This is a genomic window from Edaphobacter lichenicola, from assembly GCF_014201315.1.
Classification (GTDB): Bacteria; Acidobacteriota; Terriglobia; order Terriglobales; family Acidobacteriaceae; genus Edaphobacter; species Edaphobacter lichenicola_B.
Genome location: NZ_JACHDY010000001.1, coordinates 947,106 through 968,305, shown reverse-complemented (window position 1 = coordinate 968,305; position 21,200 = coordinate 947,106). Strand labels below are relative to the sequence as shown.

At 61.7% G+C, this 21,200-nt stretch carries 17 protein-coding genes; 5 read left to right on the top strand and 12 right to left on the bottom strand.

Features of this window, described 5'->3' with window-relative positions:
- Positions 1–42: 42 nt before the first annotated feature.
- The 4 genes from HDF09_RS04035 (at position 43) to HDF09_RS04020 (ending at position 3,254) form a co-directional block, all read left to right on the top strand.
- Positions 43–588, top strand: coding sequence for a hypothetical protein (locus tag HDF09_RS04035; RefSeq protein ID WP_183761775.1), 546 nt, complete (start codon positions 43–45; stop codon positions 586–588).
- Between the two features lie 64 nt (positions 589–652).
- Positions 653–1,483 (top strand): 5-dehydro-4-deoxy-D-glucuronate isomerase, encoded by an 831-nt coding sequence (kduI, locus tag HDF09_RS04030; RefSeq protein ID WP_183761772.1) that lies wholly within the window; start codon positions 653–655, stop codon positions 1,481–1,483.
- Positions 1,480–2,577, top strand: a complete 1,098-nt coding sequence (locus tag HDF09_RS04025; protein ID WP_183761769.1) for a sugar kinase — start codon at positions 1,480–1,482, stop codon at positions 2,575–2,577. The genes kduI and HDF09_RS04025 overlap by 4 nt, the downstream gene beginning before the upstream one ends.
- Positions 2,578–2,597: 20 nt before the next feature.
- Positions 2,598–3,254, top strand: coding sequence for a bifunctional 4-hydroxy-2-oxoglutarate aldolase/2-dehydro-3-deoxy-phosphogluconate aldolase (locus HDF09_RS04020; protein WP_183761766.1), 657 nt, complete (start codon positions 2,598–2,600; stop codon positions 3,252–3,254).
- Here the strand turns inward: HDF09_RS04020 and HDF09_RS04015 are convergent.
- From HDF09_RS04015 to pgm, 4 genes are all read right to left on the bottom strand, one after another.
- On the bottom strand, positions 3,251–4,510 hold the full coding sequence (locus tag HDF09_RS04015; RefSeq protein WP_183761762.1) for an alginate lyase family protein: 1,260 nt from the start codon (positions 4,508–4,510) through the stop codon (positions 3,251–3,253). The two genes, HDF09_RS04020 and HDF09_RS04015, sit on opposite strands and share 4 nt — an antisense overlap.
- A gap of 955 nt (positions 4,511–5,465) precedes the next feature.
- On the bottom strand, positions 5,466–5,846 hold the full coding sequence (locus HDF09_RS04010; protein ID WP_183761759.1) for an HPF/RaiA family ribosome-associated protein: 381 nt from the start codon (positions 5,844–5,846) through the stop codon (positions 5,466–5,468).
- Between the two features lie 294 nt (positions 5,847–6,140).
- Positions 6,141–7,700, bottom strand: coding sequence for a hypothetical protein (locus tag HDF09_RS04005; RefSeq protein WP_183761756.1), 1,560 nt, complete (start codon positions 7,698–7,700; stop codon positions 6,141–6,143).
- Positions 7,701–7,966: 266 nt separating this feature from the next.
- Positions 7,967–9,631: a phosphoglucomutase (alpha-D-glucose-1,6-bisphosphate-dependent) gene (gene pgm / locus HDF09_RS04000; protein WP_183761753.1), complete on the bottom strand. Its 1,665-nt coding sequence runs from the start codon at positions 9,629–9,631 to the stop codon at positions 7,967–7,969.
- 317 nt (positions 9,632–9,948) lie between these two features.
- On the opposite strand from pgm, the gene HDF09_RS21085 reads away from it, so the two are divergent.
- Complete coding sequence (locus tag HDF09_RS21085; protein WP_183761750.1) at positions 9,949–13,293, top strand: DNRLRE domain-containing protein; 3,345 nt, start codon at positions 9,949–9,951, stop codon at positions 13,291–13,293.
- Between the two features lie 206 nt (positions 13,294–13,499).
- Here HDF09_RS21085 and HDF09_RS03990 read toward each other — a convergent pair whose 3' ends face one another.
- From HDF09_RS03990 to HDF09_RS03955, 8 genes are all read right to left on the bottom strand, one after another.
- A complete protein-coding gene (locus HDF09_RS03990) occupies positions 13,500–13,817 on the bottom strand; it encodes an Hpt domain-containing protein (RefSeq protein WP_183761747.1) in 318 nt (105 codons plus the stop codon).
- Positions 13,818–14,126: 309 nt separating this feature from the next.
- Entirely contained in the window at positions 14,127–14,501 is a 375-nt protein-coding gene (locus tag HDF09_RS03985) for a response regulator (RefSeq protein WP_183761744.1), read from the bottom strand.
- 76 nt (positions 14,502–14,577) lie between these two features.
- Positions 14,578–16,281: a response regulator gene (locus HDF09_RS03980; protein WP_183761741.1), complete on the bottom strand. Its 1,704-nt coding sequence runs from the start codon at positions 16,279–16,281 to the stop codon at positions 14,578–14,580.
- 317 nt (positions 16,282–16,598) lie between these two features.
- On the bottom strand, positions 16,599–17,666 hold the full coding sequence (locus tag HDF09_RS03975) for a 1,9-bis(guanidino)-5-aza-nonane synthase (RefSeq protein WP_183761738.1): 1,068 nt from the start codon (positions 17,664–17,666) through the stop codon (positions 16,599–16,601).
- 180 nt (positions 17,667–17,846) lie between these two features.
- Positions 17,847–18,761 carry an alpha/beta fold hydrolase gene (locus HDF09_RS03970; RefSeq protein WP_183761735.1) on the bottom strand — a complete coding sequence of 305 codons (915 nt, stop codon included), beginning with the start codon at positions 18,759–18,761 and terminating at the stop codon, positions 17,847–17,849.
- 125 nt (positions 18,762–18,886) lie between these two features.
- The gene (locus tag HDF09_RS03965; protein WP_183761732.1) at positions 18,887–19,081 is read right to left on the bottom strand and encodes a helix-turn-helix transcriptional regulator; all 195 of its coding nucleotides are present in this window, start codon (positions 19,079–19,081) and stop codon (positions 18,887–18,889) included.
- A gap of 71 nt (positions 19,082–19,152) precedes the next feature.
- Positions 19,153–19,557 (bottom strand): hypothetical protein, encoded by a 405-nt coding sequence (locus tag HDF09_RS03960; protein WP_183761729.1) that lies wholly within the window; start codon positions 19,555–19,557, stop codon positions 19,153–19,155.
- A 174-nt stretch (positions 19,558–19,731) separates the two neighbouring features.
- Entirely contained in the window at positions 19,732–21,060 is a 1,329-nt protein-coding gene (locus HDF09_RS03955) for a SpoIIE family protein phosphatase (RefSeq protein WP_311718608.1), read from the bottom strand.
- Positions 21,061–21,200: the final 140 nt, after the last annotated feature.

Sequence of the window (21,200 nt, the reverse complement as noted above, 5' to 3'; positions counted from 1 at the left end):
TGGTTCCGTATGGTTGGGGGTATTGTTTGAGGAGACAACTATATGCAATGGTTGACGAGGCTGACGACTGTTTTTGGGATCGTGGCGCTGGTGGCATCGGTGGGGTGGTCGCAGACAACGGCGCCTGGAGCAGCTACGCAGGCACAGGCTGGGTTGGTGGATCTGCTGACGCCTAGTGATCTTGCGACTCGCGGTGCAGAGCAGCTTGAGAAGGCCAAGGCGAGTGCGAGCGGGAGCTCCGGTGTGACGCTGGCGAAGTATCCGGGACACTACACGATGATTACTGCGAGGGCGAAGAGCGGTGGGGCCGAGGTGCATGCACACTACTCCGACTTTCTGATTGTGGTGGACGGAGGAGGCACGGAACTGACGGGCGGCACGGTGGTCGATCCGAAGGAAGGGGAGAATGGGGAGACGCGTGGGTCGCGCCTGGAGGGTGCTACGGCCCACGCGCTGCACAAGGGAGATATTCTTCACATTACGGCAGGGACGCCGCACCAGGCGATTGAAGGGCCTGGGCAGACGATCACGATCTTTGTCATCAAGGTGGAAAAGCCGGCGGTTGAAGGAAGCGTCGCGGCGAAATAGCCAGAGTGGCGCGCGGATGCAGATAGTACGGGACTCTTATACTGGATTGGATCGGAGACAGGGAATGCGGCTTTATCAGATGGCAGATGCGGTGCGCTACGGATTGATGAACACCGAGGAGTTGCGTGAGACCTTTCTGCTGGAGGGGATGTTCGAAGTTGGGGAGATCGAATTTGCCTATGTGGATCTTGACCGAACGGTGATTGGCTCGGCTGTGCCTGGGAAGGAGGCGTTGACGCTTGAGACAGAGCCGGAGTTACGGTCGGAGTATTTTCTGGAACGGCGTGAGCTTGGGGTTCTAAATGTAGGTGGGGCGGGTTCGGTGATGGTAGATGGAAAGAGCTTTGAGATGGGTAAGCTTGACTGTCTCTATGTAGGTCGTGGAAGTAAAGCGGTTACTTTCTCGAGTAAGAGCGCGAAGGATCCGGCTTACTTTTATCTCTTGAGTTATCCAGCTCACGCAGAGTATCCGACTGCAATGGTGAAGTTCGCTGATTTGCAGGGATTGCAGTTAGGAGCTGCGGAGACTTGTAACAAGCGAACTATTTATAAAGCTATTTGTAAGGATGGAATTCAGAGCTGCCAGTTAGTGATGGGGTTTACTTTGCTGGAGTCAGGGAGTGACTGGAATACTATGCCTCCGCATACGCATATGAGACGGAGCGAGGTTTATTTTTACTTCGATGTGGACCCTGCTCATCGGGTACTACATTTGATGGGGCCGCCCGATGCTACGAGTCACTTGGTAGTGGCGGATAAGGAAGTGGTGGTGTCGCCGGGCTGGTCGATCCATGCTGGGGTTGGGACGAAGAACTATGCTTTTTGTTGGGGGATGGGTGGAGAGAATCAGGCTTACGGCGATATGGACCCTGTGTCGATTGCGGACTTGAGATGAGCGATGCCTCGGCTGGGTTGACGATTCGTACGGCGGACGCTTGCAGATGGGACCTGGTGAGCCTCGGCGAGGTGATGCTGCGGTTTGATCCGGGCGAAGAGCGGATTGCGGGAGCGCGAAACTTTCGCGTGTGGGAGGGTGGGGGCGAGTACAACGTGGCGCGTGGGCTGCGCCGGTGTTTCGGGAGGCGGACATCGATTGTTACGGCGCTGGCGGATAATCCTGTGGGCCGATTGCTCGAGGATCTGATGCTGGAGGGCGGCGTCGATCTGTCGCATCTGCGGTGGGTGGAGTATGACGGGGTTGGGCGGGAGGCGCGCAACGGGATCTACTTTCTGGAGCGTGGATTTGGATTGCGCGGTGCGATGGGGATGATGGATCGGGGACATACGCCGATCTCGCAGATGAAGCCGGGCCAGGTCGATTGGGATGGGATCTTTGGCGGAGAGGGAGTGCGCTGGTTTCATACGGGTGGTGTGATGTGTGCTCTGTCGGCGGAGGCTCCTGCTGTGGCCCGAGAGGCGATGGTGGCGGCGCAGCGGCATGGGGTGGTTGTGTCGTATGACTGTAACTATCGGCCGTCGCTCTGGAAGAATGCTGGGCGGCAAGGAGCGAGCGATGTGAATCGGATGCTGGCTCCGTTTGTGGATGTGATGTTTGGGCATGAAGGGGACTTGGCGGCGGTATTGTGCGACGCATCGCATGGGGCGCCGTGGCATAGCTATGAGAGCTATGGGGAGATGGCGGCGCGGGTGTGCCAGGAGTTCGGGAATATCAAGGTGATTGCTACGACGACGCGGAGGCCTAAAACTGCGAACAGGAACGACTGGGGGGCGTTCGGGTATGCGGAGGGAAGGGCCTGCGAGAGTATTCGGTTTGACGATCTTGAGGTTCTCGACCGCGTGGGCGGTGGGGATTCTTTTGCGGCAGGTTTGATTTATGGGTTGATGGAGGCGAAGGGCTTGCAGTGGGCGCTTGATTGCGGAGTGGCGCATGGGGCGTTGGCGATGACGACGCCGGGGGATAGTTCGATGGCGACGCTGGGCGAGGTGGAGCGTGTGATGGCGGGTGGGTCGGCCGGAGTGCAGCGGTAGAGTTGAGAGTGAGGAGAGCTATGGAGAAGGCTGCGGTATTGCGGGAGTTGCGGGAGATTGGGCTGGTGCCGGTGCTGCGCGCGGATTCGATTGAGCAGGCGATGGCGCTGGCGGATGCGATTGCGGGGGGTGGGGTGACCGTACTTGAGGTGACGATGACGGTGCCGGGGGCGATCGCGGTGATGCGTCGTCTGGCGGAGCAGAGGCCGGAGATCCTGATTGGGGCGGGGACGGTGCTGGATGCGGAGACGGCGCGGATGTGCATCCTCGAGGGAGCGCAGTTTGTGGTGAGTCCGGCGCTGAATGTGGCGACGATCGAGATGTGTCATCGGTATTCGGTTGCGGTGTTGCCGGGAGCGCTGACTCCGACGGAGATTGTGACTGCTTGGCAGGCTGGGGCGGATGTGGTGAAGGTGTTTCCGGCGAGTGCGATGGGTGGGCCGAAGTACCTAACTTCGCTCAAGGGGCCGTTGCCGCAGATCGAGATGATTCCTACTGGCGGCGTGATGTTGGGGACGGCGGCGGAGTTTCTGGAGGCTGGTGCGTTTGCGCTTGGTGTGGGGTCGGATCTGGTGGATAAGAAGATGATTGCGGAGGGACGGCCTGAGGTGATCACCGATATTGCCCGGAAGTATCTGGAGATTGTGAAGGCGTTTCGTTCGAAGCATCCGGTTTAGGTTTTTGCGGGGGTGCCGGGTGGGAGCCAGGGCTTTGGGCGGGTGGTCCAGAGGAGGGGCTGGCGGATGGGGAAGGTGCGCTGGAGCTCCAGGTTGGGTGGGTCGGGGGGCAGGGTCTTCCAGAGGGTGGCGTACTCGGGGCGGTCGTAGGCGCGGGCGGCGAAGAGGAGGCTGGGTGGCCGGATGGGGAGTGCGGTGAAGTACGCTGCGTCGGCTCGGTAGGGCCAGGTGCCGCGGTTGAGGAGGTAGGGGAAGAGGCGGGCGATGACCGTGTGCATGCCGGGGCCGTCCTGTAGCTCGTACTCCCAGACGCTCTCGAAGCGGGAGGAGAGGAGGAGGCAGATGGCGGCGAGCATGTCGAGGTTGAAGAGGGTGTTGCGGTAGGGGTTTGGGGTGGTGAGCTCGTGGGGGAAGGTGCCGTCTGCGACGATCTGGGCGCGGAGGGTGGAGGTTTTGTACTGGTGGCGGAGGGTGGTGAGGGGGCGGTCGTCTGCTGGTTCGGTGAGGTGGGCGATGGCGGAGGCCTGGAGGAGCCAGGAGGTTCCATGGTGGCTCTTGTTGTCGCGAGCGAGGCCGGCCATGCGTGAGGTATTGAGCCAGTCGAAGTAGGCGGTGAACCACTTGGTGAGGGCGGTGAGCTCTTCGGAGGTGAGGGCCTCGGAGTTCGTGAGGAAGGGGAGTGATTGGACTACTTCTGCGAGGTGGACTGCTTCGACGACTCCTTCGAGGCGGCCATTTTTTGCAGGAGGTATGGTCTGGGCGTATTGGAGGCTGGGGGTCATGCTGGTGGCGGAGGTGAGGAACCAAGCTCGGAGGTGGGCGGCGGCCTGCTGGGCGTAGCGGGGGTCGGTGGTGAGGAGGTAGGCGGCGGTGAGGGCGGGGACGTAGAGGCTGAGGTTGAGCAGGGCGTCGCGGTGGGCGGTGAAGGCGTCGGGATTGGGGGCGGTGGTGTCGGTGTGCTGGGTCTGTTGAATCCAGGAGGCGGTGGGGTTGGCGGGGTCGGGGAAGTAATCTTCGGGTTCGGAGTAGAAGTCGTGGGGGGTGCCGGGGCTGCGGGGGCAGGGGAGGGTGGTGAGGGGGACGGGCGGCTGGGTGAGGTAGCGGTTGGCCTGGGCGAGGATGCGGTCGTGGTCGATGGCGGCTACGTCGGGGCGGGCGATGGGTTTGGGCTGGGGTAGGGTTTGGGAGCGGAGGAGGCCTGGGGAGAGGAGGAGGGTCGCGGCTTGGGAGCAGAAGGTGCGGCGGGTGACGGCCATGGGGTTTGAGCCTCTTCGGCGGAAAGGGTACCACGGGGTTGGTTTTGCTGGTTTCGGGGGTACCCCCCTCCCCCCCGGTTACATGTGCGTAACTTGCTTTTTATCAATGGTTTGCGGAGGGGGTATTGGGCGTAAAAATTAGATAATAAATGACTTGCGTGCAAAATATCTAGAATGAGTGAGTTAGGGCTGGTTCCTCATCGGCTGGTTTTGCTTTGGCTCTCCATAAAAATGCCCCGGCTAAATGCTGGGGCTTTTTTGTTCCTGTTTCTATTTTAGCTTGTGGGGGGAAACTAATGCGCCACGCGAAAACCCTTGTGGGGCGCGGGGATTTGAGGTTTGGGGGCTTGACAGGTTTTTGTGGGGGAATTTTGGATCGGGACATGGAGAGGACGGCATACCCCAGGGGCTGAAGAGGGTGATGAAAAATATCCTCCGAAACGAAAGGCGGACCTCAGCGGCTAAAGCCGCAATGCAATCAAAGCTCTTGCGGCACGGCTGAAGCCGTGCCCTTAAGCAAAACAGACTTTTCAGCAGCCTCTGAAAGCCCGACGACTGGCTAGTTCGATAGAGACCCAAGGCTGAAGCCTTGGGGTACCTAGAGGCAAAATGCAACAGCGGATTTCTACCCCTTTGACTTCGCTCTGGGTCAGGATGACGGCAACAACAAATGCAACGACAGCAACAGCAACAACAGCAAATGCGGGGGTCTTGACGGATACCGCAGCATGAATTGGTTCGCTGCAACTGAGGGCTGTGGCCGAAATCCGCTGCGCGGTTCACGATAAGACGGTGAACCGCTCCGGTCGAGATGACGGAGTTTTGGGGGCTGGAAGGTTCGGACGGTGTGGGTGGGTGGAATGTGTCGGGATCTTTCGCCTTCGACTCAGGGTCAGGATGACAGCGAAGAGTGGGTCCCAGTTGGGGGGATGGCTCCCCCCTTTTGGGAGGTTTGTTAGATGGCTTCGGGCTTTAGGACCAGGTTCTGGCCCTGGCCGCTGGCTCTGGTGGTGAGGGCGCGGTTTTTGTCCTGGATGCGGCCGAAGGTGCTGATGAGGAGCCGCTGCATCTTGGAGGCGGCGCCGGTGACCGAGGCGGGGATGTTCGAGGATTTGTTGGTGACGGCCAGGGACTGGTGGCGTTTTGGGCGGACTTCGAGGCGGCAGCGTTTGTCCTGCGCTCCGGCCTTGTCCCCATCTTCGTCGCTGAGGTGGACCTCAACGCGGGTGATTTCATCTTTGAATCGGTTCAGGATGCGGTGAAGATCGGACTCGATCAAGTGTGAGAGTTTGCTGTGCATGGAGATGTTTTTATCGCTGCTGATCTGAATCTGCATTCGTTAAACTCCTTCTCTACTTGCCTGCGTGATTAGACGCAGGGAGTGGGGAGGAAGTGGCCGTGTTTTTTAGGCGGGAGGCTGTGCAAAACGTTTGGCTCCGCTGCTTTGGTCGGGATGACTTTGGGTGGGGGAGAGGACGGCATACCCCAGGGGCTGAAGCCCCACGACTGGCTAGTTCGATAGAGACCCAAGGCTGAAGCCTTGGGGTACCCAGATACAAATGCAACAGCAGGTTCCTCCCCCTTCAACTTCGCTCAGGGGCAGGATGACAACACGAACAAACAGGGGCGATTATTTTTTTGCGAGGGTGGTGGATGGGGTGTTGATCTGGCACACGGCTACGGCGGAGTTGCGGTAGGGGCAGGAGAAGGCGGTGGTGGCCTGGGGGGAGAGGAGGATCCAGGTGACTCCGTAGGGGCGGAGGCGCTCGGTTCGCTCGGCGTCGGTGAGTTGATTCAGGCCTCGCTGTGCGTCGCGGTAGGGTCCCCAGACTGCTGCGAGCGCGGGAAAGAGAGAGGAGACGCCCTCGTCCTTGCTGTCGTTGAGGGTGCTTCGCTCGGCCATGGCGCGGAAGCCGGGTTCGTCGTCGGAGCTGTGGGTTGCGGTGGAGTCTGAAGCGAAGAGGGCCTGTGGAGGGGTGTGGGCGCGGACCCAGAGGAAGGCTTGTTCCTCGGGGCTGGTTGGCCGCTCCCAGGGCCACTCGATGTGCGAGGAGACGGGATAGGATTGGTGGTCGCCAAAGGCCATTCCGGCGATGGCGATGATGAGGACGGCGATGCCTGGCAGGACTCTTCGCCGGAGGATGTGGAGGCCGATGAAGCCGCCGAGCATGACGAGGCCGAGGACGTAGATGGTGTGAAAGCTGCGAAGCACCTGAAGACGCATGAGCAGATCGGGGTGATCCGGGTGAACGAAGCAGAGGGAGGCGAGGCAGCTGGTGGCTCCGGTGAAGACGCAGGCCAGGCAGAGCTTGCCGGCGTTGGAACGGAGGCCGGACTTTACCGCGGCGATGGCCATGAGGAGAAGAGGGGCGATGAGGCCGAGGATCTCCTCCCATTGCCAGCGGGAGAGGAAGTAGTAGGTGCGGCTGAGGGCGGCTTCGCGGTAGTAGGGGGAGACGGGGTCATGGCGGGTGATCCAGGCGATGAGGCCGCAGAGGAGGAAGGCTGCTCCGCAGAGACCCAGGGCGGCGAGGAGGCGACGCTGGCTAAGCAGCATCAGCGTCAGGAGGAAGCCGATGAGGTAGATGCCCATGAGCGGATGAAGCGAGCAGGCGAGAAGGGTGCAGATCGCCATGCGGGTCCAAGAGCGATCGAGGCAGGCTACGATGGCGAGCAGGGTGAGCGGAGTGGAGAGGGATCGGGCGGTGAGATAGGGATCGGCCACGAGCAGAGATGTTGCCGCGGCGGGCATGGTGAGACAGACGGCGGCGAGGAGGGTGCTGCTCCATCGCGCGTACTCCGAACGGAAGAGCCGCATGGCGAGGAGATGAGAGGCGAAGAGGAAGGCAAAGATGGAGACGCAGTAGATCAGCAGCAGAAGGATATTGAAGGGGAGATGAGCGTGGACTGAGATCCAGGCCAGGAGATGGGAGAAGAGAGAGAGCCTGCTATGGCCATCGACGAATATGGCGTCGGCCTGAAAGAGCGAGGGGTTGATGGTTCTCTCGAGGCCGGCGACGTAGATGGCTCCATCCTGCGAGTAGGGATGATAGCCGTGGAGCAGAAAGGTCGCTGAGGCCAGAGCCGTCAGGGGGATGAGTCTATTGCTTAGGTTGCTGCTGGAGTGGTTGAGACTGGGGGGCGCAGTTTCATAGGCTGCTGAGTCAACGGATAAAACTACCAAATTCATCTCTCCCAGAAATCTTCAGCATTCGTTCTTCGTACGCTATTTTCTGGGTGTGGGCAGGCCCCTTCCAGTTTTAACGCTTGAATAGGAAGGGTCCCAGTTTTATCCGATATCGCACCGTGAGCCGCCTACTTCAAATCTCTTATAGCAGAGGGTAGACGAAGTACAACGTCATTTGTGTGCATCTTTTGGGTCCTTTATGCAGCTTTTTTTGGTTGCCAAGGTGCTTAAGGAGCGGATTGCGCGGCTTTGAGTTGGTCTGCAACGACTTAGGAGATGGCGGCGGTTACGAGGGCCTGGGCTTCGGTCTGGATTTGTTTGAGGTGATCGAGGCCTTTGAAGGATTCGGCGTAGATCTTGTAGACGTCTTCGGTGCCGGAGGGGCGGGCGGCGAACCAGCCGTTTTCGGTTGTGACCTTGAGGCCGCCGATGGGGGCGTGGTTGCCGGGCGCTTCGGTGAGGATGGCGGTGATGGGTTCGCCGGCTAGTGTTTTTGCGGTGACCTGTGCGGGTGAGAGTTTTGCGAGCTTTGCTTTTTGATCTTTGGTGGCTGCGGCGTCGATGCGTTCGTAGACGGGGTTGCCGTACTTGGCGGTGAGCTCGGCGTAGAGTTGGCCGGGGTCTTTGCCGGTGCGGGCGGTCATCTCGGCGGCGAGGAGGCCGGGGATGAGGCCATCTTTGTCGGTGGTCCAGACCTGGCCGTTGCGGCGGAGGAAGGTGGAGCCGGCGGACTCTTCGCCGACGAAGCCGAGGGTGCCGTCGATGAGGCCTGCCACAAACCACTTAAAACCCACTGGCACTTCTAACATGGGGCGGTTGAGGCCTTTGGCTACGCGGTCGATGATGGAGGAGGAGACGAGGGTTTTGCCGATGCCGACTTTGGCGGACCACTGGGGGCGATTGGTGAAGAGGTATTGGATGCAGACGGAGAGGTAGTGGTTCGGATTGAGGAGGCCGGTGGTGCGGGTGACGATGCCGTGGCGGTCGTGGTCGGTGTCGGCGGCGAAGGCTACGTCGTACCTTTCTTTGTTGGCGATCATGCTGGCCATCGCATAGGGGGAGGAGCAGTCCATGCGGATGCGGCCGTCCCAGTCGGTGGTCATGAAGCGGAAGGTGGCGTCTACGTTGGGGTTGAGGATTTGTAACGGTAGATGATGCTTATCGGCGATGCGGGGCCAGTAGTGGACTCCGGCTCCGCCGAGTGGGTCTACGGCTAGTTTTAGGGTGGTGCCCTTGAGGACTTCGAAGTCGATGACGTTGCTAAGGTCATCCACGTAGGAGGTGATGTAGTCGTGGCGGTGAGTGGTGGCGGCGTTGAGGGCCTGGGTGTAGGGGATGCGTTTTACGGCGGTGAGTCCGGCGGCGATGATGTCGTTGGCGCGGTTCTCGATCCACTTGGTGGCGGTGGTGTCGGCGGGGCCGCCGTTGGGTGGGTTGTACTTGAAGCCTCCGTCCTCGGGCGGGTTGTGGGAGGGGGTGATGACGATGCCGTCCGATTGATGATCTTTGTGCTGGGCGTTGTAGGTTAGGACGGCGTGGGAGAGGGCGGGGGTGGGGGTGTAGGCGAGGTCAGTGTCGACCATGACTTCGACGTTGTTGGCGGCGAGGACCTCGAGGGCGGTGGCGAAGGCAGGCTCGGAGAGGGCGTGGGTGTCCTGGGCGAGGAAGAGGGGGCCGGTGGCTTTCTGGGCGTTCTCAGGACTGCGGCGGTAGTCGACGATGGCCTGGGTGATGGCGGCGATGTGGTCTTCGTTGAAGGCGGTTTTGAAGGCGCTGCCGCGGTGACCGGAGGTTCCGAAGGCTACGCGCTGGGCGAGGATGGCGGGGTCGGGATGGAGGGTGTAGTAGGCGGTTATGAGGCGAGAGAGGTTGACCAGGTTGGCGGGGAGTGGGGGCTGGCCAGGCTGGTTGGGAGTCTGAGTTGGATGGCTCATGCCGTTTTGTCCCTCTTCGTGTGCCGATTGATTGTTGCGACCTTTGACACTATATGGGATGCGGATGTGTGGAAGATGTATGACGTCGGTTTGACGGGAGAGTCGGGATTGACACGGAAGTCGCAGTTGAAGGTGCTTGTGTTTTGGGTGCGGTTAGCCTAAAACGGGAATGATCCGGGTTGTGTGTTTTGATTTGTAACACTGCTGGGCCGCTTTCTAGCCGGCTTCGACGTGCGCTGTTGAGTTTTGATCGTGGAAACGATGGCTGGTCTTGTTTGGCGCGAAGGTGCGTCGCGGGCCTGTCCATGAGGGGTTGGATGGGCCAGGTACGACGGATTCTTCTGTATGGGTTGGGGCTTGCGAGGCTTTGGGCTGCGGCTTTGCCCGCGTCTGCGGTGGAGACGACGCTGGTGGCGGACGCTCATGTGAACAGCGCGCGGCCGGCGGTCAATAGCGGGGCGATCTCGAATCTGAATGTGGGCGGCGGGTATACGGCGCTGCTGCAGTTTGATCTTTCGATGCTGCCGGCGGGGACTACGGCGGCGCAGGTGTCGCGGGCTACGCTGCGGCTCTATTGTAATCGGATGGATACGGCGGGTTCGGTGAGTGTGCAGCCGGTGAATGGGAGCTGGGGGGAGTACAGCGTGACGTATGGGACGCTGCCGGCGCTGGGGAGTGCGGTGAAGACGGTGGCGGTGGGGCAGGCCGGGGCTTATGTGGTGGTGGATGTGACGGGGCTGGTGCAGGGATGGGTGAGTGCTCCGGCGACCAACAATGGAGTGGCGCTGACGGCGGGGACGGCGGTGGTGCAGTTCGACAGCAAAGAGAACGACCTGACGGGGCATGCGGCGGTGCTGGATGTGGCGCTGGCTTCGGGGGGAGCTACTGGGGCTACAGGAGCTACTGGACCTGCAGGGCCTGCGGGTCCGACTGGAGCTGCAGGGGCTACTGGACCGGCTGGGCCTGCGGGTGCGCCGGGGTTGAGCTTTCAGGGGGCGTATGCGGCGGGTTCGACCTATGCGCTGCATGATGTGGTGACTTATTCGGGGTCGAGTTTTGTCTCGCTGACGGGAGGGAACCGGGGGAATACGCCGGGGCTCACGGCGCAGTGGGCGGTGCTGGCGCAGGCAGGGACGGGTTCGGGTGGCAGCGGTGGAGCGGTTGGGTTGGCTTACCAGGGGACGTATGCCGGGGCTACGAACTATGCGCTGAATGATGTGGTGACGTATCAGGGGTCGAGTTATGTTTCGCTGATTGTGGCGAATCATGGGAATACTCCGGGGTTGAGTCCGGGGCAGTGGGGGGTGCTGGCGCTGGGGGCGGTGGGGATTCAGGGACCGGCGGGGCCTGCTGGGGTGCAGGGGTTGCAGGGGTCGACCGGGCCGGCTGGACCTATCGGGGCTGCGGGGCCGACGGGAGCTGCAGGGGCTGCCGGTGCTCCGGGGCTGCCGGGGTTGGTTTATCAGGGGGCGTATGCTTCGACGACGAACTATGCGCTGGGGGATGTGGTGCTGTGGCAGGGAGCGAGCTATGCTTCGCTGCTGAATGGGAATCATGGCAATACTCCGAGTGCGAGTCCGGGGCAGTGGGGAGTTTTGACCGCGCAGGGACCGGCGGGGACTACGGGAGCGCAGGGACCGCAGGGGATTGCGGGGGCGCAGGGATTGCCGGGGTCCGTGGGGCCGAATGGGCCACCGGGTCCTCAGGGGTTGCAGGGGATTTCTGGGCAGGCTGGGGCGCAGGGTTTGACGGGAGCTACGGGGGCGCAGGGATTAGGTGGGCCGATGGGTCCGCAGGGGCCTGCTGGACCGGTGGGGATGACGTTTCGGGGGACTTATTCGTCTGCGGTGAACTATGGGCTGGCGGATGGCGTGGTGTTTGGCGGGTCGGCTTATGTTTCGCTGGTGGCGGGGAATATTGGGAATACTCCGAGCTTGAGCCCGGCGCAGTGGTCTTTGTTCGCTACGGGTTCGACGGGCGCTACGGGAGCGCAGGGTCCCGCGGGCCCGGCGGGTTTGCCGGGTCCGGCTGGGGTTGCGGGAGCGGCGGGGCCTCAGGGGGCTACGGGCGCTACGGGGCCGCAGGGGCCTCCGGTGGCGAACTATACGGGGAACTATCTGTCGTCGACGAACTATGCGCTGCATGATGCGGTGAGCTTCAATGGATCGACCTATGTTTCGCTGGTGGGGGGGAATGTTGGGAATACACCTTCGCTGAGTCCGGGGCAGTGGGCGGTGCTGACGGCACAGGGCGTTGCTGGGCCGGCTGGTGCGGCTGGGTCAGTGGGGCCGGCAGGTGCGACTGGGCCTGCGGGGGCCAATGGTGCGGTGGGTCCGCAGGGGCCTCCGGTGAGCTTTGTGGGCGGATGGCTGGTGGGGACCAGCTACCCGGTCGGAAGCGCGGTGAGCTTTGGTGGGTCGAGTTACATTGCGCTAGTGGCGAATGTCGGAAGAGAGCCGGATCTGAGTCCCAGCTATTGGGGATTGTTGGCTCAGGCTGGGGCGCAGGGGCCTGCGGGGGCTACGGGCGCTACCGGTCTGCAGGGCGCGACTGGGTTTCCGGGGCCTCAGGGTGTTGCAGGGCCTACCGGAGCTACGGGTTCTGCAGGCCCGGCGGGTTTGACTGGGGCTACGGGACCGGCGGGGCCACAGGGTGCTGCGGGACCGGCTGGAGTTGCGGGGCCAGCGGGGATGGTCTATCGGGGAGCCTACTCTTCAAGTACAAACTATGGGTTGAACGATGCGGTGAGCTATCTTGGGTCGAGTTATATCTCCTTTATTTCTAGTAATTTAGGGAATGCTCCTAATGTAAACCCTTCGGTGTGGAGTTTGTTGGCGGCGCAGGGTGCGGCTGGCGCGACGGGACCTGCCGGGGCGACCGGCGCACAGGGGACGACGGGAGTGCAGGGGCCGCAGGGTGTGGCGGGTCCGGCTGGGCCGGCGGGGGCAGTGGGTGTGACGTTTCGCGGGCCATGGGGGGTTGCGGCTACCTACCATGCCAACGATGTGGTCAGCTTTGGTGGGGCGACGTACCTGGCGGCTACCGGGTCGGTTGGTGCGGAGCCGGATCTCTCGCCGGCGGTGTGGGGGGTGCTGGCACAGGATGGAAGCGCGGGGGCCACGGGGCCGGCTGGTGCGGCGGCTACGGTGAGCGTGGGAACGGTGACGACCGGCGCGGCGGGAACGCAGGCGAGCGTGACCAATGTTGGGAGTGCAAATGCCGCGGTGTTGAATTTTACGATTCCGCAGGGAGCCGCGGGGGCGAATGGGACGGGCGGCAGTGGCGGTGGAGCGGGGACGAGTGGGATACCGTTTTCTTCGATCTATCACTCGGTCTCGTTCAATCTGCTGTTTCATTCGGTGAATAGTTCGGCGGATGCGGCGACGGAGACTGACGCTGTATTGACCTGGGTTCCGGCGGGGTGCACGGCTACGCAGTTGAGTGTGTTTTCGCGTGAGACGACGAATACCGTGAATGTGATTTTGCGGCAGGGGACGCCGGGGAGTATGGCGAATACGTCGCTGGCTTGTTCGGTCGCGCCGGGCGCGTCGTGTACGCAGGAGGGCAATGTGACGGTGGCGGCGGGGAACTTTGTGGACTTTACGGTGACGGGTGCGAGTGGGACGGCTTCGGGGATGTGGATGGCGCTGGCTTGTAATTGATTGGGTTGTCCTGCCGGACGGGCGCCCTGCGCGGGCGGCGGTCACTTCGTGACTTGTATACCCCTTCGGTTGGCGCTCCCGTTGGTCGCGAGCTATCTTCTTTTCCGACCAACGGGAGGACCTATGGCGTTCGTTCCACCAGGACCGGTACACGCGTCACGAAGTGACCGCCGCCCGCGCAGGGCGCCCGTCCGGCAGGACATTCTCTAAAGGCCGGCGGAGAGAGAGGTGCGGAGATCTTTTGCGAGCGCGGCGAGGGTGGTGAGCTCAGCAGGGGTGGGAGATTTCAGGATGTGCTCGATCTTGCGGGCGATGTCGGTGCCTTGCTGATAGCCGAACATGCCGAGAGAGCCGGTGAGCTTGTGGGCGATGCTATAGGCCTCGAGGCGGGGTTCTTCGGGGAGGGTGCCGGAGGCGGCGAGGGAGGCGGTGCGGTCGAGCAGGTCGAGACGTTCGCGCAGGGTTGGAAGGTTCTTCTTCCAGAGGCTGGCGAGGACGTTGTCGATCTGGTCAGCTTTTTTCATGCGGGAGGGCTTTGGTGGGGAGCTTCGGGGAAAGATCGAGTGCGGCTCGGTGAACAAAGCATGCGGGTAGTTTACTGCGGATTGTGCGGCTGGGAGGAGCGAATGTCATGGCCTGATGTTGCCTCATGACACGGAGGTAATGGGTGGGTGAAAGGGACTAGGTGGTCAGGGTGGGTCAGGTTCGTCGGGATCCTTCGCTGCGCTCAGGATGACGGCAAAGGCTTGAGCGCGGATGACACAGCGAAAGGCTGAATGCGGATGACAGCAGAGGCTTGAGTGGGGGGTGGGGCTTCTTGTTAGAGACGGGCGTTAGTCGGCCCAGCCGAGGGCGGTGGAGATCTGGTCGGCGAGGGTGAGGGGATCGAAGGGCTTGAAGAGGATTCCTGCGAGGCCTAGTCCGGCGAAGCGCCGCTGATCGACGCCCTGAACCTTGGCGGTGAGCAGGAGGACGGGGATGCGGGAGATGGCGGGAGTCTGCTGCATTCTGGCGAAGGTGGTGGGGCCGTCTACGCCGGGCATCATGACGTCCATGAGGATGGCGTCGGGCTGCTCGGCTGAGGCGATGTCGATGCCTTCTGCGCCGGAGCTGGCCGTGAGGATCTCCCAGCCTGCGGTTGCTTCCAGGGATAGCGCGGCTACCTCGCGAATGTCATCTTCGTCGTCGATTATGAGAATGCGTCGCATGAGCGAGTTTTATTCTCTCATGCGATGGGAGTTCGTGGAGTTGTCTTCGTGGCTTCGCTTGCGGGGTGTTGAGTTGCTAGGCGGCTGGACCTGCGGTGGCGAGGTCGGCGAACTTGGTGCGGAGGCGGTGGACCATGGAGAGGACGAGTTCTTCGACCTCCTGCGGCTGGACCTTGGCCTTGGTGAGGAACTCGGTGGGGCCGAGGCGGAGCTTGGCCATCTCGGTCTCGGACATCTCGCGGCCGGAGTAGACGACCAGTGGCATGGTGCGCAGGGTGGGCTGCTGGCGGAGCCACTCGACGAGGGAGAAGCCGTCGCCGTCGGGCAGGGTGAGGTCGAGGATGAGGAGGTCTGGCGGGCGCGTGATGCACTGGCGGATGGCCTGCTGGCGGGTGGCGGCGTGATCGACGTGGACTGCCGCGTCTTGGAAGCTGGCGGTGAGGACGCTGGCGAGGTCTTCGTCGTCTTCGACGAGGAGGACATAGGCTGGGCCTTCCCCCTGATGCAACACGCGACCTAGTTCCGCGAAGAGGAGGTTTTCGTTGAAGGGTTTCTGGACCCAGCCCTGCGCGTCGCCGGTGAGCTGGGGACGGAGGGTGGAGGACAGAACGCTGAGCACAACGACGGGGATGTTGGCGGTGATGGGGTTGTTGCGGAGACGCTGAAGGGTCTCCCAACCGCTGAGGCCGGGCATGTAGAGATCGAGGAGGATGGCTTCGACGTGATGCTCGGCGGCGAGGATGAGGGCCTGTTCGCCGGAGCTGGCTTCGACGACGGTGTAGCCCTGGCGGGTGAGGTGCTCGGCTACTACGGTGCGGATGCCGGCGTCGTCGTCGCAGACCAGGATGGCGCCTTCGCCGCGCGGGGGGAGCTGGGAGGGAACGGCGACGTCGGTGGCGCGGGTGGTGCGGGGAAGCATCATGTAGAGCGTGGTGCCGGGGCCGAGGTTGCGCTGAGCCCAGATGGAGCCCGAGTGCTGCTGGACGATGCTGCGGCAGATGGCGAGGCCGAGGCCGGTGCCGCCTTTCTGGCGGGCGTCGGAGGGTTCGATCTGCTGGAAGCGGTCAAAGATGGTGTCGAGCTTGTCGGCGGGGATACCGCGGCCTTCGTCGACGACCTTGAGGAGGATGGAGTCGGAGGCGGCTTCGGTGTGGATGCGGACCGTAGAAGCGGCGGGGGAGAACTTGATCGCGTTCGAGAGGAGATTGGTGAGGACCTGGAGGATGCGGTCGGCGTCGCCGTCGAAGAAGAGGGCTTCGGGATAGGCGACCTGGGCGACGGTGGACGGTTCGAGCGCAAGATGAACGGTGTTGGCGTCGGCCATGGCGGTCATGGTGTCGATGGCCTGCTGGGCGAGATCGCGCAGGGAGCAGCGGCGAATCTGCAGCGGGGCGCGGCCGGACTCCATGCGCTCGAGGTCGAGGATGTCGTTGATGAGGCGGATGAGGCGGTCGGTGTTGGTGACTGCGATGCGAAGGAGGTTGAGAGCTTTGGCGTCGACGTCGCCGATGATGCCGGAGGAGAGAAGGCCGAGTGCGCCGCGGATGCTGGTAAGGGGAGTGCGGAGCTCGTGCGAGACGGTGGAGATGAACTCGTCTTTGAGGGTGTCGAGCTCGGAGCGATGGGTGAGTTGAAGGGTGTGCTGATGTTGCTGCTCGCGGGCCTGGTTCAGCTGGTCGGTCATCTCGCGGCAGTTACGTTGAACGCGCAAAAAGGCGATAAGCAAAACTGCGGAGGTAGTCAGGAGCGAGAGATAGCCAAGTAGAGGAAGGATGTGCATTTTTGCCGGTGACCTATGGTAACTCTTATGCTACTTGTCGGTAACTTTATTTGGTAACCGTTGGAAGCTTTATAGCACGTACGTGTTAAAGCGCACTTTGGATGAGGGCTCGGCTGGAGATTTCAGGAACCCCTGTCCGTCAGCGTAAGAAATCGGATTTCACGCTGAGGATGACAGAAACTAAGTTGTAGTGGGAATAACACGTCGGTGGGTTATCACAGATGACAACATTGGAGGCAAAGCACTTAGGCCGATAATTGACATGAAGAAGCCGCCTTTTCGGGGGAAAAGGCGGCTTTTTATGGGTTTTATAGGGGTTAGGCGATTACGGCTACCTGATCGAGAACGCTGGTCCATTTTTTCCCTTTTCGGGAAGCTTGGGCGTTCTTATGGAAGGCATAACCGGTAATCAGGGGCAGGGCGAGGGTGGCTTCGGAGAAGACCATCTGCTCGTAGGTGAGGTCGACTTTTCCCCAGCTGGACGCTTCTTTGAGCGTAGACCCGGAGAGGGCGCCGTCTCTGGCGTCGGCTACGGTGATCTGGATGGCGTATTTGTGCATGGAGGCTTCGACGCCGAGGATGTCGGCGGCTACGACGATGTCCTGGGCGAAGTTCTTGGGCACGCCGCCGCCGATCATGAGGAGGCCGGTGGTGGGATTGGCGATCTTGAGCTGGGTGATCTCGTAGAAGTCCTTGGCGGAGTCGATGGAGACCATGGGCTTGCCTTGGCGGGCGTGCTGATGGGCGACGAGGCCGAAGCCGGCGGAGCAGTCGGAGAAGGCGGGACAGAAGATGGGGACGTTCTTCTCGTAGGCGGCGAGGACAATGGAGTCGCGTCCGCCGGCCTGCGGGGTCTTGCCGTTTTTGCTGAGGTAGGCTCCCATCTCGCGGATGAACTCGCGGGAGCTGTGCGGCCTGGGCTCGAGGGAGTTGGTGATCTGGTGGGTGATCTCGTCGCACTGGCGAAGCTCTTCTTCGTCGATGAAGGTGTCGTAGATGCGGTCGATCATGAGCTCGCGGAGTTCGGCATCGCCTGCGCCGTACTTGTACTCGTCGCCGGCGACATAGTGGTTGAAGCCGAGGGCCTCGAAGAAGTCCTGATCGACGATGTTGGCGCCGGTGGAGACGACTGCATCGACCATGTTGTTGCGGATGAGGTCGACAAATATTTTTTGAAGCCCGGCGGAGATGAGGGAGCCGGCGAGGCAGAGGATGACGCCGCAGTCGGTGTCGCGGAGCATCATGTCGTAGATGTTGGCGGCGCGGGCGGTGTCACGCGCGGAGTAGGCCATCTGGGACATCGCGTCGACCAGAGGAACTACGTTGTGCTGCTTGATGTCGAGGTGCTGAATGGGGCGGGCTAGGAGTTCTTTTTTTGTAGGCATGGCCTTTACAGAATATCAACTTTAACTAGGAATAACGCTGGTTTTCATGGGAATTTCATGAGATGCGTGTGTCCTGCCGGACGGGCCTCCTGCGCGGAGGGCGGTCACTTCGTGACATGTCTACCTTTTCTGGGTGACAGGAGCGGCCTTGGTCCTCCCTTTGGTCGGGTGGGAATCTCTTTAGGGTTTGAGGAAGGTCTGGACGGCTTTGTCGAAGGCGGCGGGTTGGTCATACATGATGAAGTGGCGCGAGTCGTCGATGCGGAGGATCTTCAGGTTGGGTTTGGTGGCGTAGGCGGTGGTGTAGAGGGTTGTGACCTGGTCGGCTGGGCCTTCCGCGGTTTCATAGGGATAGAGAAGCGTCATCGGCGTTTTGATGGTGGCGAGCTGGGGGCGGAGGTCGGTGCCCAGGTCTTCGAGCATAGCGTTGGCGAAGACGGTGCGGTCGGAGGCGAGGGAAGAGGCAGTGACCAGGCGCTGGCCTTCGGGATCTTTGACGAGGCGGTTGGTGTAGGTGGGCGAGGATGCGGCGAACTGATCGTTCGGCGTGGCGATGAACTGGTCGTGCATGGCCTGGGCCTGGGGTGCGACGTTTTCTACGGTGGCGGCGGGGTTGAAGACGAGACCGTAGAAGGGGAGGGTGTCGACGATGAGGAGCTTGCTGACGTCCTCGGGATGGGACTGGGCGAGCATGAGGGCTAGAAGGCCGCCCATGGAGTGTCCGATGACGGGGATGGGCTGGAGGTGGTTGATGACGAGGTACTGGTGGAGCTGCTCGACTACTGGGGAGAGGATGGGGCCGGTGGCGTTGGGGCCGGAGGGTTCGCCAGCGAAGCCTGCGATCTGTATGAGGTGGAGTCGATAGGCTGCGGTGAGAAGTTTTGCTTCGGCGGCGTAGACGTCTCGGGAGCTGGCGAGGCCGGGGATGAGGAGGACGTCGGGGCCTTTGCCGGGGGCGACGCCTTCGATGACGACGGAGAAGCGGGTGGGTGCGGCCGTGATGGCCTGGCTGAAGACTGGTTTTCTCAGCAAGAGGATGCCAGCCAGGATCAGGAGGAGGATGACGAGGCGGTAGGTTGTGCGGGATAAGGTCATGGCTGAGCTCCTTCGAACGATTCTTAGTGTGCCGGGTTTATTGCCCGGTTGTTAGTGGCTCGCGTCACTGAAGTGAGGTGACAGATGTCATGAGCAGATGCATGGGCGGGACGGCTTGTGAGGGCTTATTCTTCGTCGGTGAAGATGGTTTCGATGGGGCTGTTGAAGAGGCGAGCGAGTTTGAAGGCGAGTGGAAGGCTTGGATCAAACTTGCCGGTCTCGATCGCGTTGACGGATTGCCGGGAGACTTCGAGTCGTTCGGCTAGATCGGCCTGACTCCAGTTGCGTTCGGCGCGAAGGACGCGGAGGCGGTTCTTCATTGGCTTTTCCTGAGGTGGATTAGGCTGACTGATCTTTGCAGCGTCGGTTGCGATCGCTGACAGTGTTTCTTTCAGCGGTATCTCATTCGTACGAACGGCTGGGAGAGTCCCATGAAGATCCAGAAGACGACATAGACATAAAAGATGGAGATATGGGGCGCGTTGGCGAAGTCTTCGAGAAAGCCCCAGATGGTGCCGACCGAAAGAGCGCCGCCGAGACCCCAGAGCATCGACTGAATGAGGATGGAGCGTTGGAACTCGTCGGACTCTTCGGCGATGTAGAGGCCGACGATAACGAGTGAGCCAACCAGAGGCAATGCAGGGAGTACTGCGAGAAGGTAGGCGGCGAGGCCGGTGGGGTGGTGGTGATGGAACGTCCTTTTGGCAATAACGAGGCAGACCACATAAGCAAGCATCGTGGGAGCGAGGCGGTAGAGGTAGCGGAGTTCGGCTTTTGACTTCGGAATGCAGGTCATGACAAGAGTCCCTTCCATAAAGACAACTAAGCTTGACATAAAGAGAAATAATTGTCAAGCGTGCTTGTCATTTTATTTTTTAGGGCTCTCTGTCGGTGTCCTGCCGGACGGGCCCGCTGCGCTAGGCCACCCCGCAAACGAAGACCAGTTTGCGGGGACCCCCGGTTCGGGCGGTCACTTCGTGACGGGTATACCTTTTCTGGGTGGGATGGACTGCCTCGGTCTTCCCTTTGGTCGGGTGGGTTGTTGCTTTAGTTTTGCTGGGGTGCACTTTGCGACGATGAGGGTGATGTCGTCGTGTTGCTCTTGGGGGCTGAACAGCTTGATCTCGTCGACGATGGCGGAGAGAAGGGCCTGGGGCGGGAGCTTGGAGTGGCGCTCGAGGGCGGCGATGAGGCGGTCTTCGCCGAACTCCTCTTCGGACTCGTTGAAGGATTCGGTGACGCCGTCGGTGTAGAGGGTGAAGAGGTCTCCTGGGGCGAGCGGACACTCGACGATGGGGGAGTGCCACTCTTCGAAGAGGCCGAGGACGGTGGCGGTGGAGTGGAGGCGTTCGACGTCGCCGTTGTGACGGAGGACGATGGCGCAGAGGTGGCCGCAGTTGGCGTAGCGGAGGAGGCGGGTGCTGTCTTCATAGTCGGCGAAGAAGACCGTAGCGTAGGCGCTGTCGATGGTGTTCTGGAAGAAGAGGCGGTTGACCGATTGCAGGAAGCTGTGGGGCTCGTCGCGGGCGAGGCTGAACTGGCTGCGAAGGTTGGCCTGGAGGTTTGCCATGAGGAGCGCGCCGGCGATGCCTTTGCCGGCGATGTCGCCGATGACGAGGCCGAGGCGTCCGTGGCCGAGGGAGAGGAAGTCGTAGTAGTCGCCGCCGACGTGGCGGGCCTGGATGCAGATGCCGGCGTAGTCGAGGGTTTCGAGCGGGGGGAGGGTTTGGGGGAAGAGGCGGGCCTGGACCCGGCGGGCGATCTCGAACTCCTGCGCGGTGCGGCGGTCGGCCTCGATCTTCTCGGTGGCGTGGAGGCGCTGGCGCTCGATCTCGCGGCTGATCTCGTTGGAGCCGAGGAGTTCGAAGGAGTTGCCGTCGATGTCGTAGAAGCCGGCTACGGTGGCACCGAAGATGGTCTGCTGAGGCGGGTGATGGAAGCGGACGCCGCGGTTGCGCCAGAGCTCGTAGGTGGTGTTGATGTCCTCGGAGATGAATCCGATCTGGGTGTTGCGGCCGATGAGTTTGTAGTTCTCTGAGCCGGGCTTGGGTGCCATGAGGGCGAGGACAGCGGAGCCGTCGGGAGGGGCGATGGCGACCCAGCGGCCGTCGAAGTCGAAGTGGGCGTCGGCGACGATGCTGAAGCCGAGCTGGTCGACGTAGAACTTGAGGCTCTTGTCGTGGTTGCGGACGTAGACGGTGGATTTGAAGATGCGCAGGTAGGGGCACTCCGGACACTCGCGCTCGGCCGGTTCGGCGAAGATGCGGGGGGAAGAGGTTGCCTGAGGTTCAGACTTCACGTGGTAGCTCCCTTTGCGAAGGTGTGCGGCTTTCAGCTGCGGCTGGGCAATTGCTGGAGTTGCGCCAGGAGTTGCTAGCTTCTGGAGTTGCGAGATCGGGATTTGCGCCCGGGGTTGCGAGATCATCATCAACCCTTTGC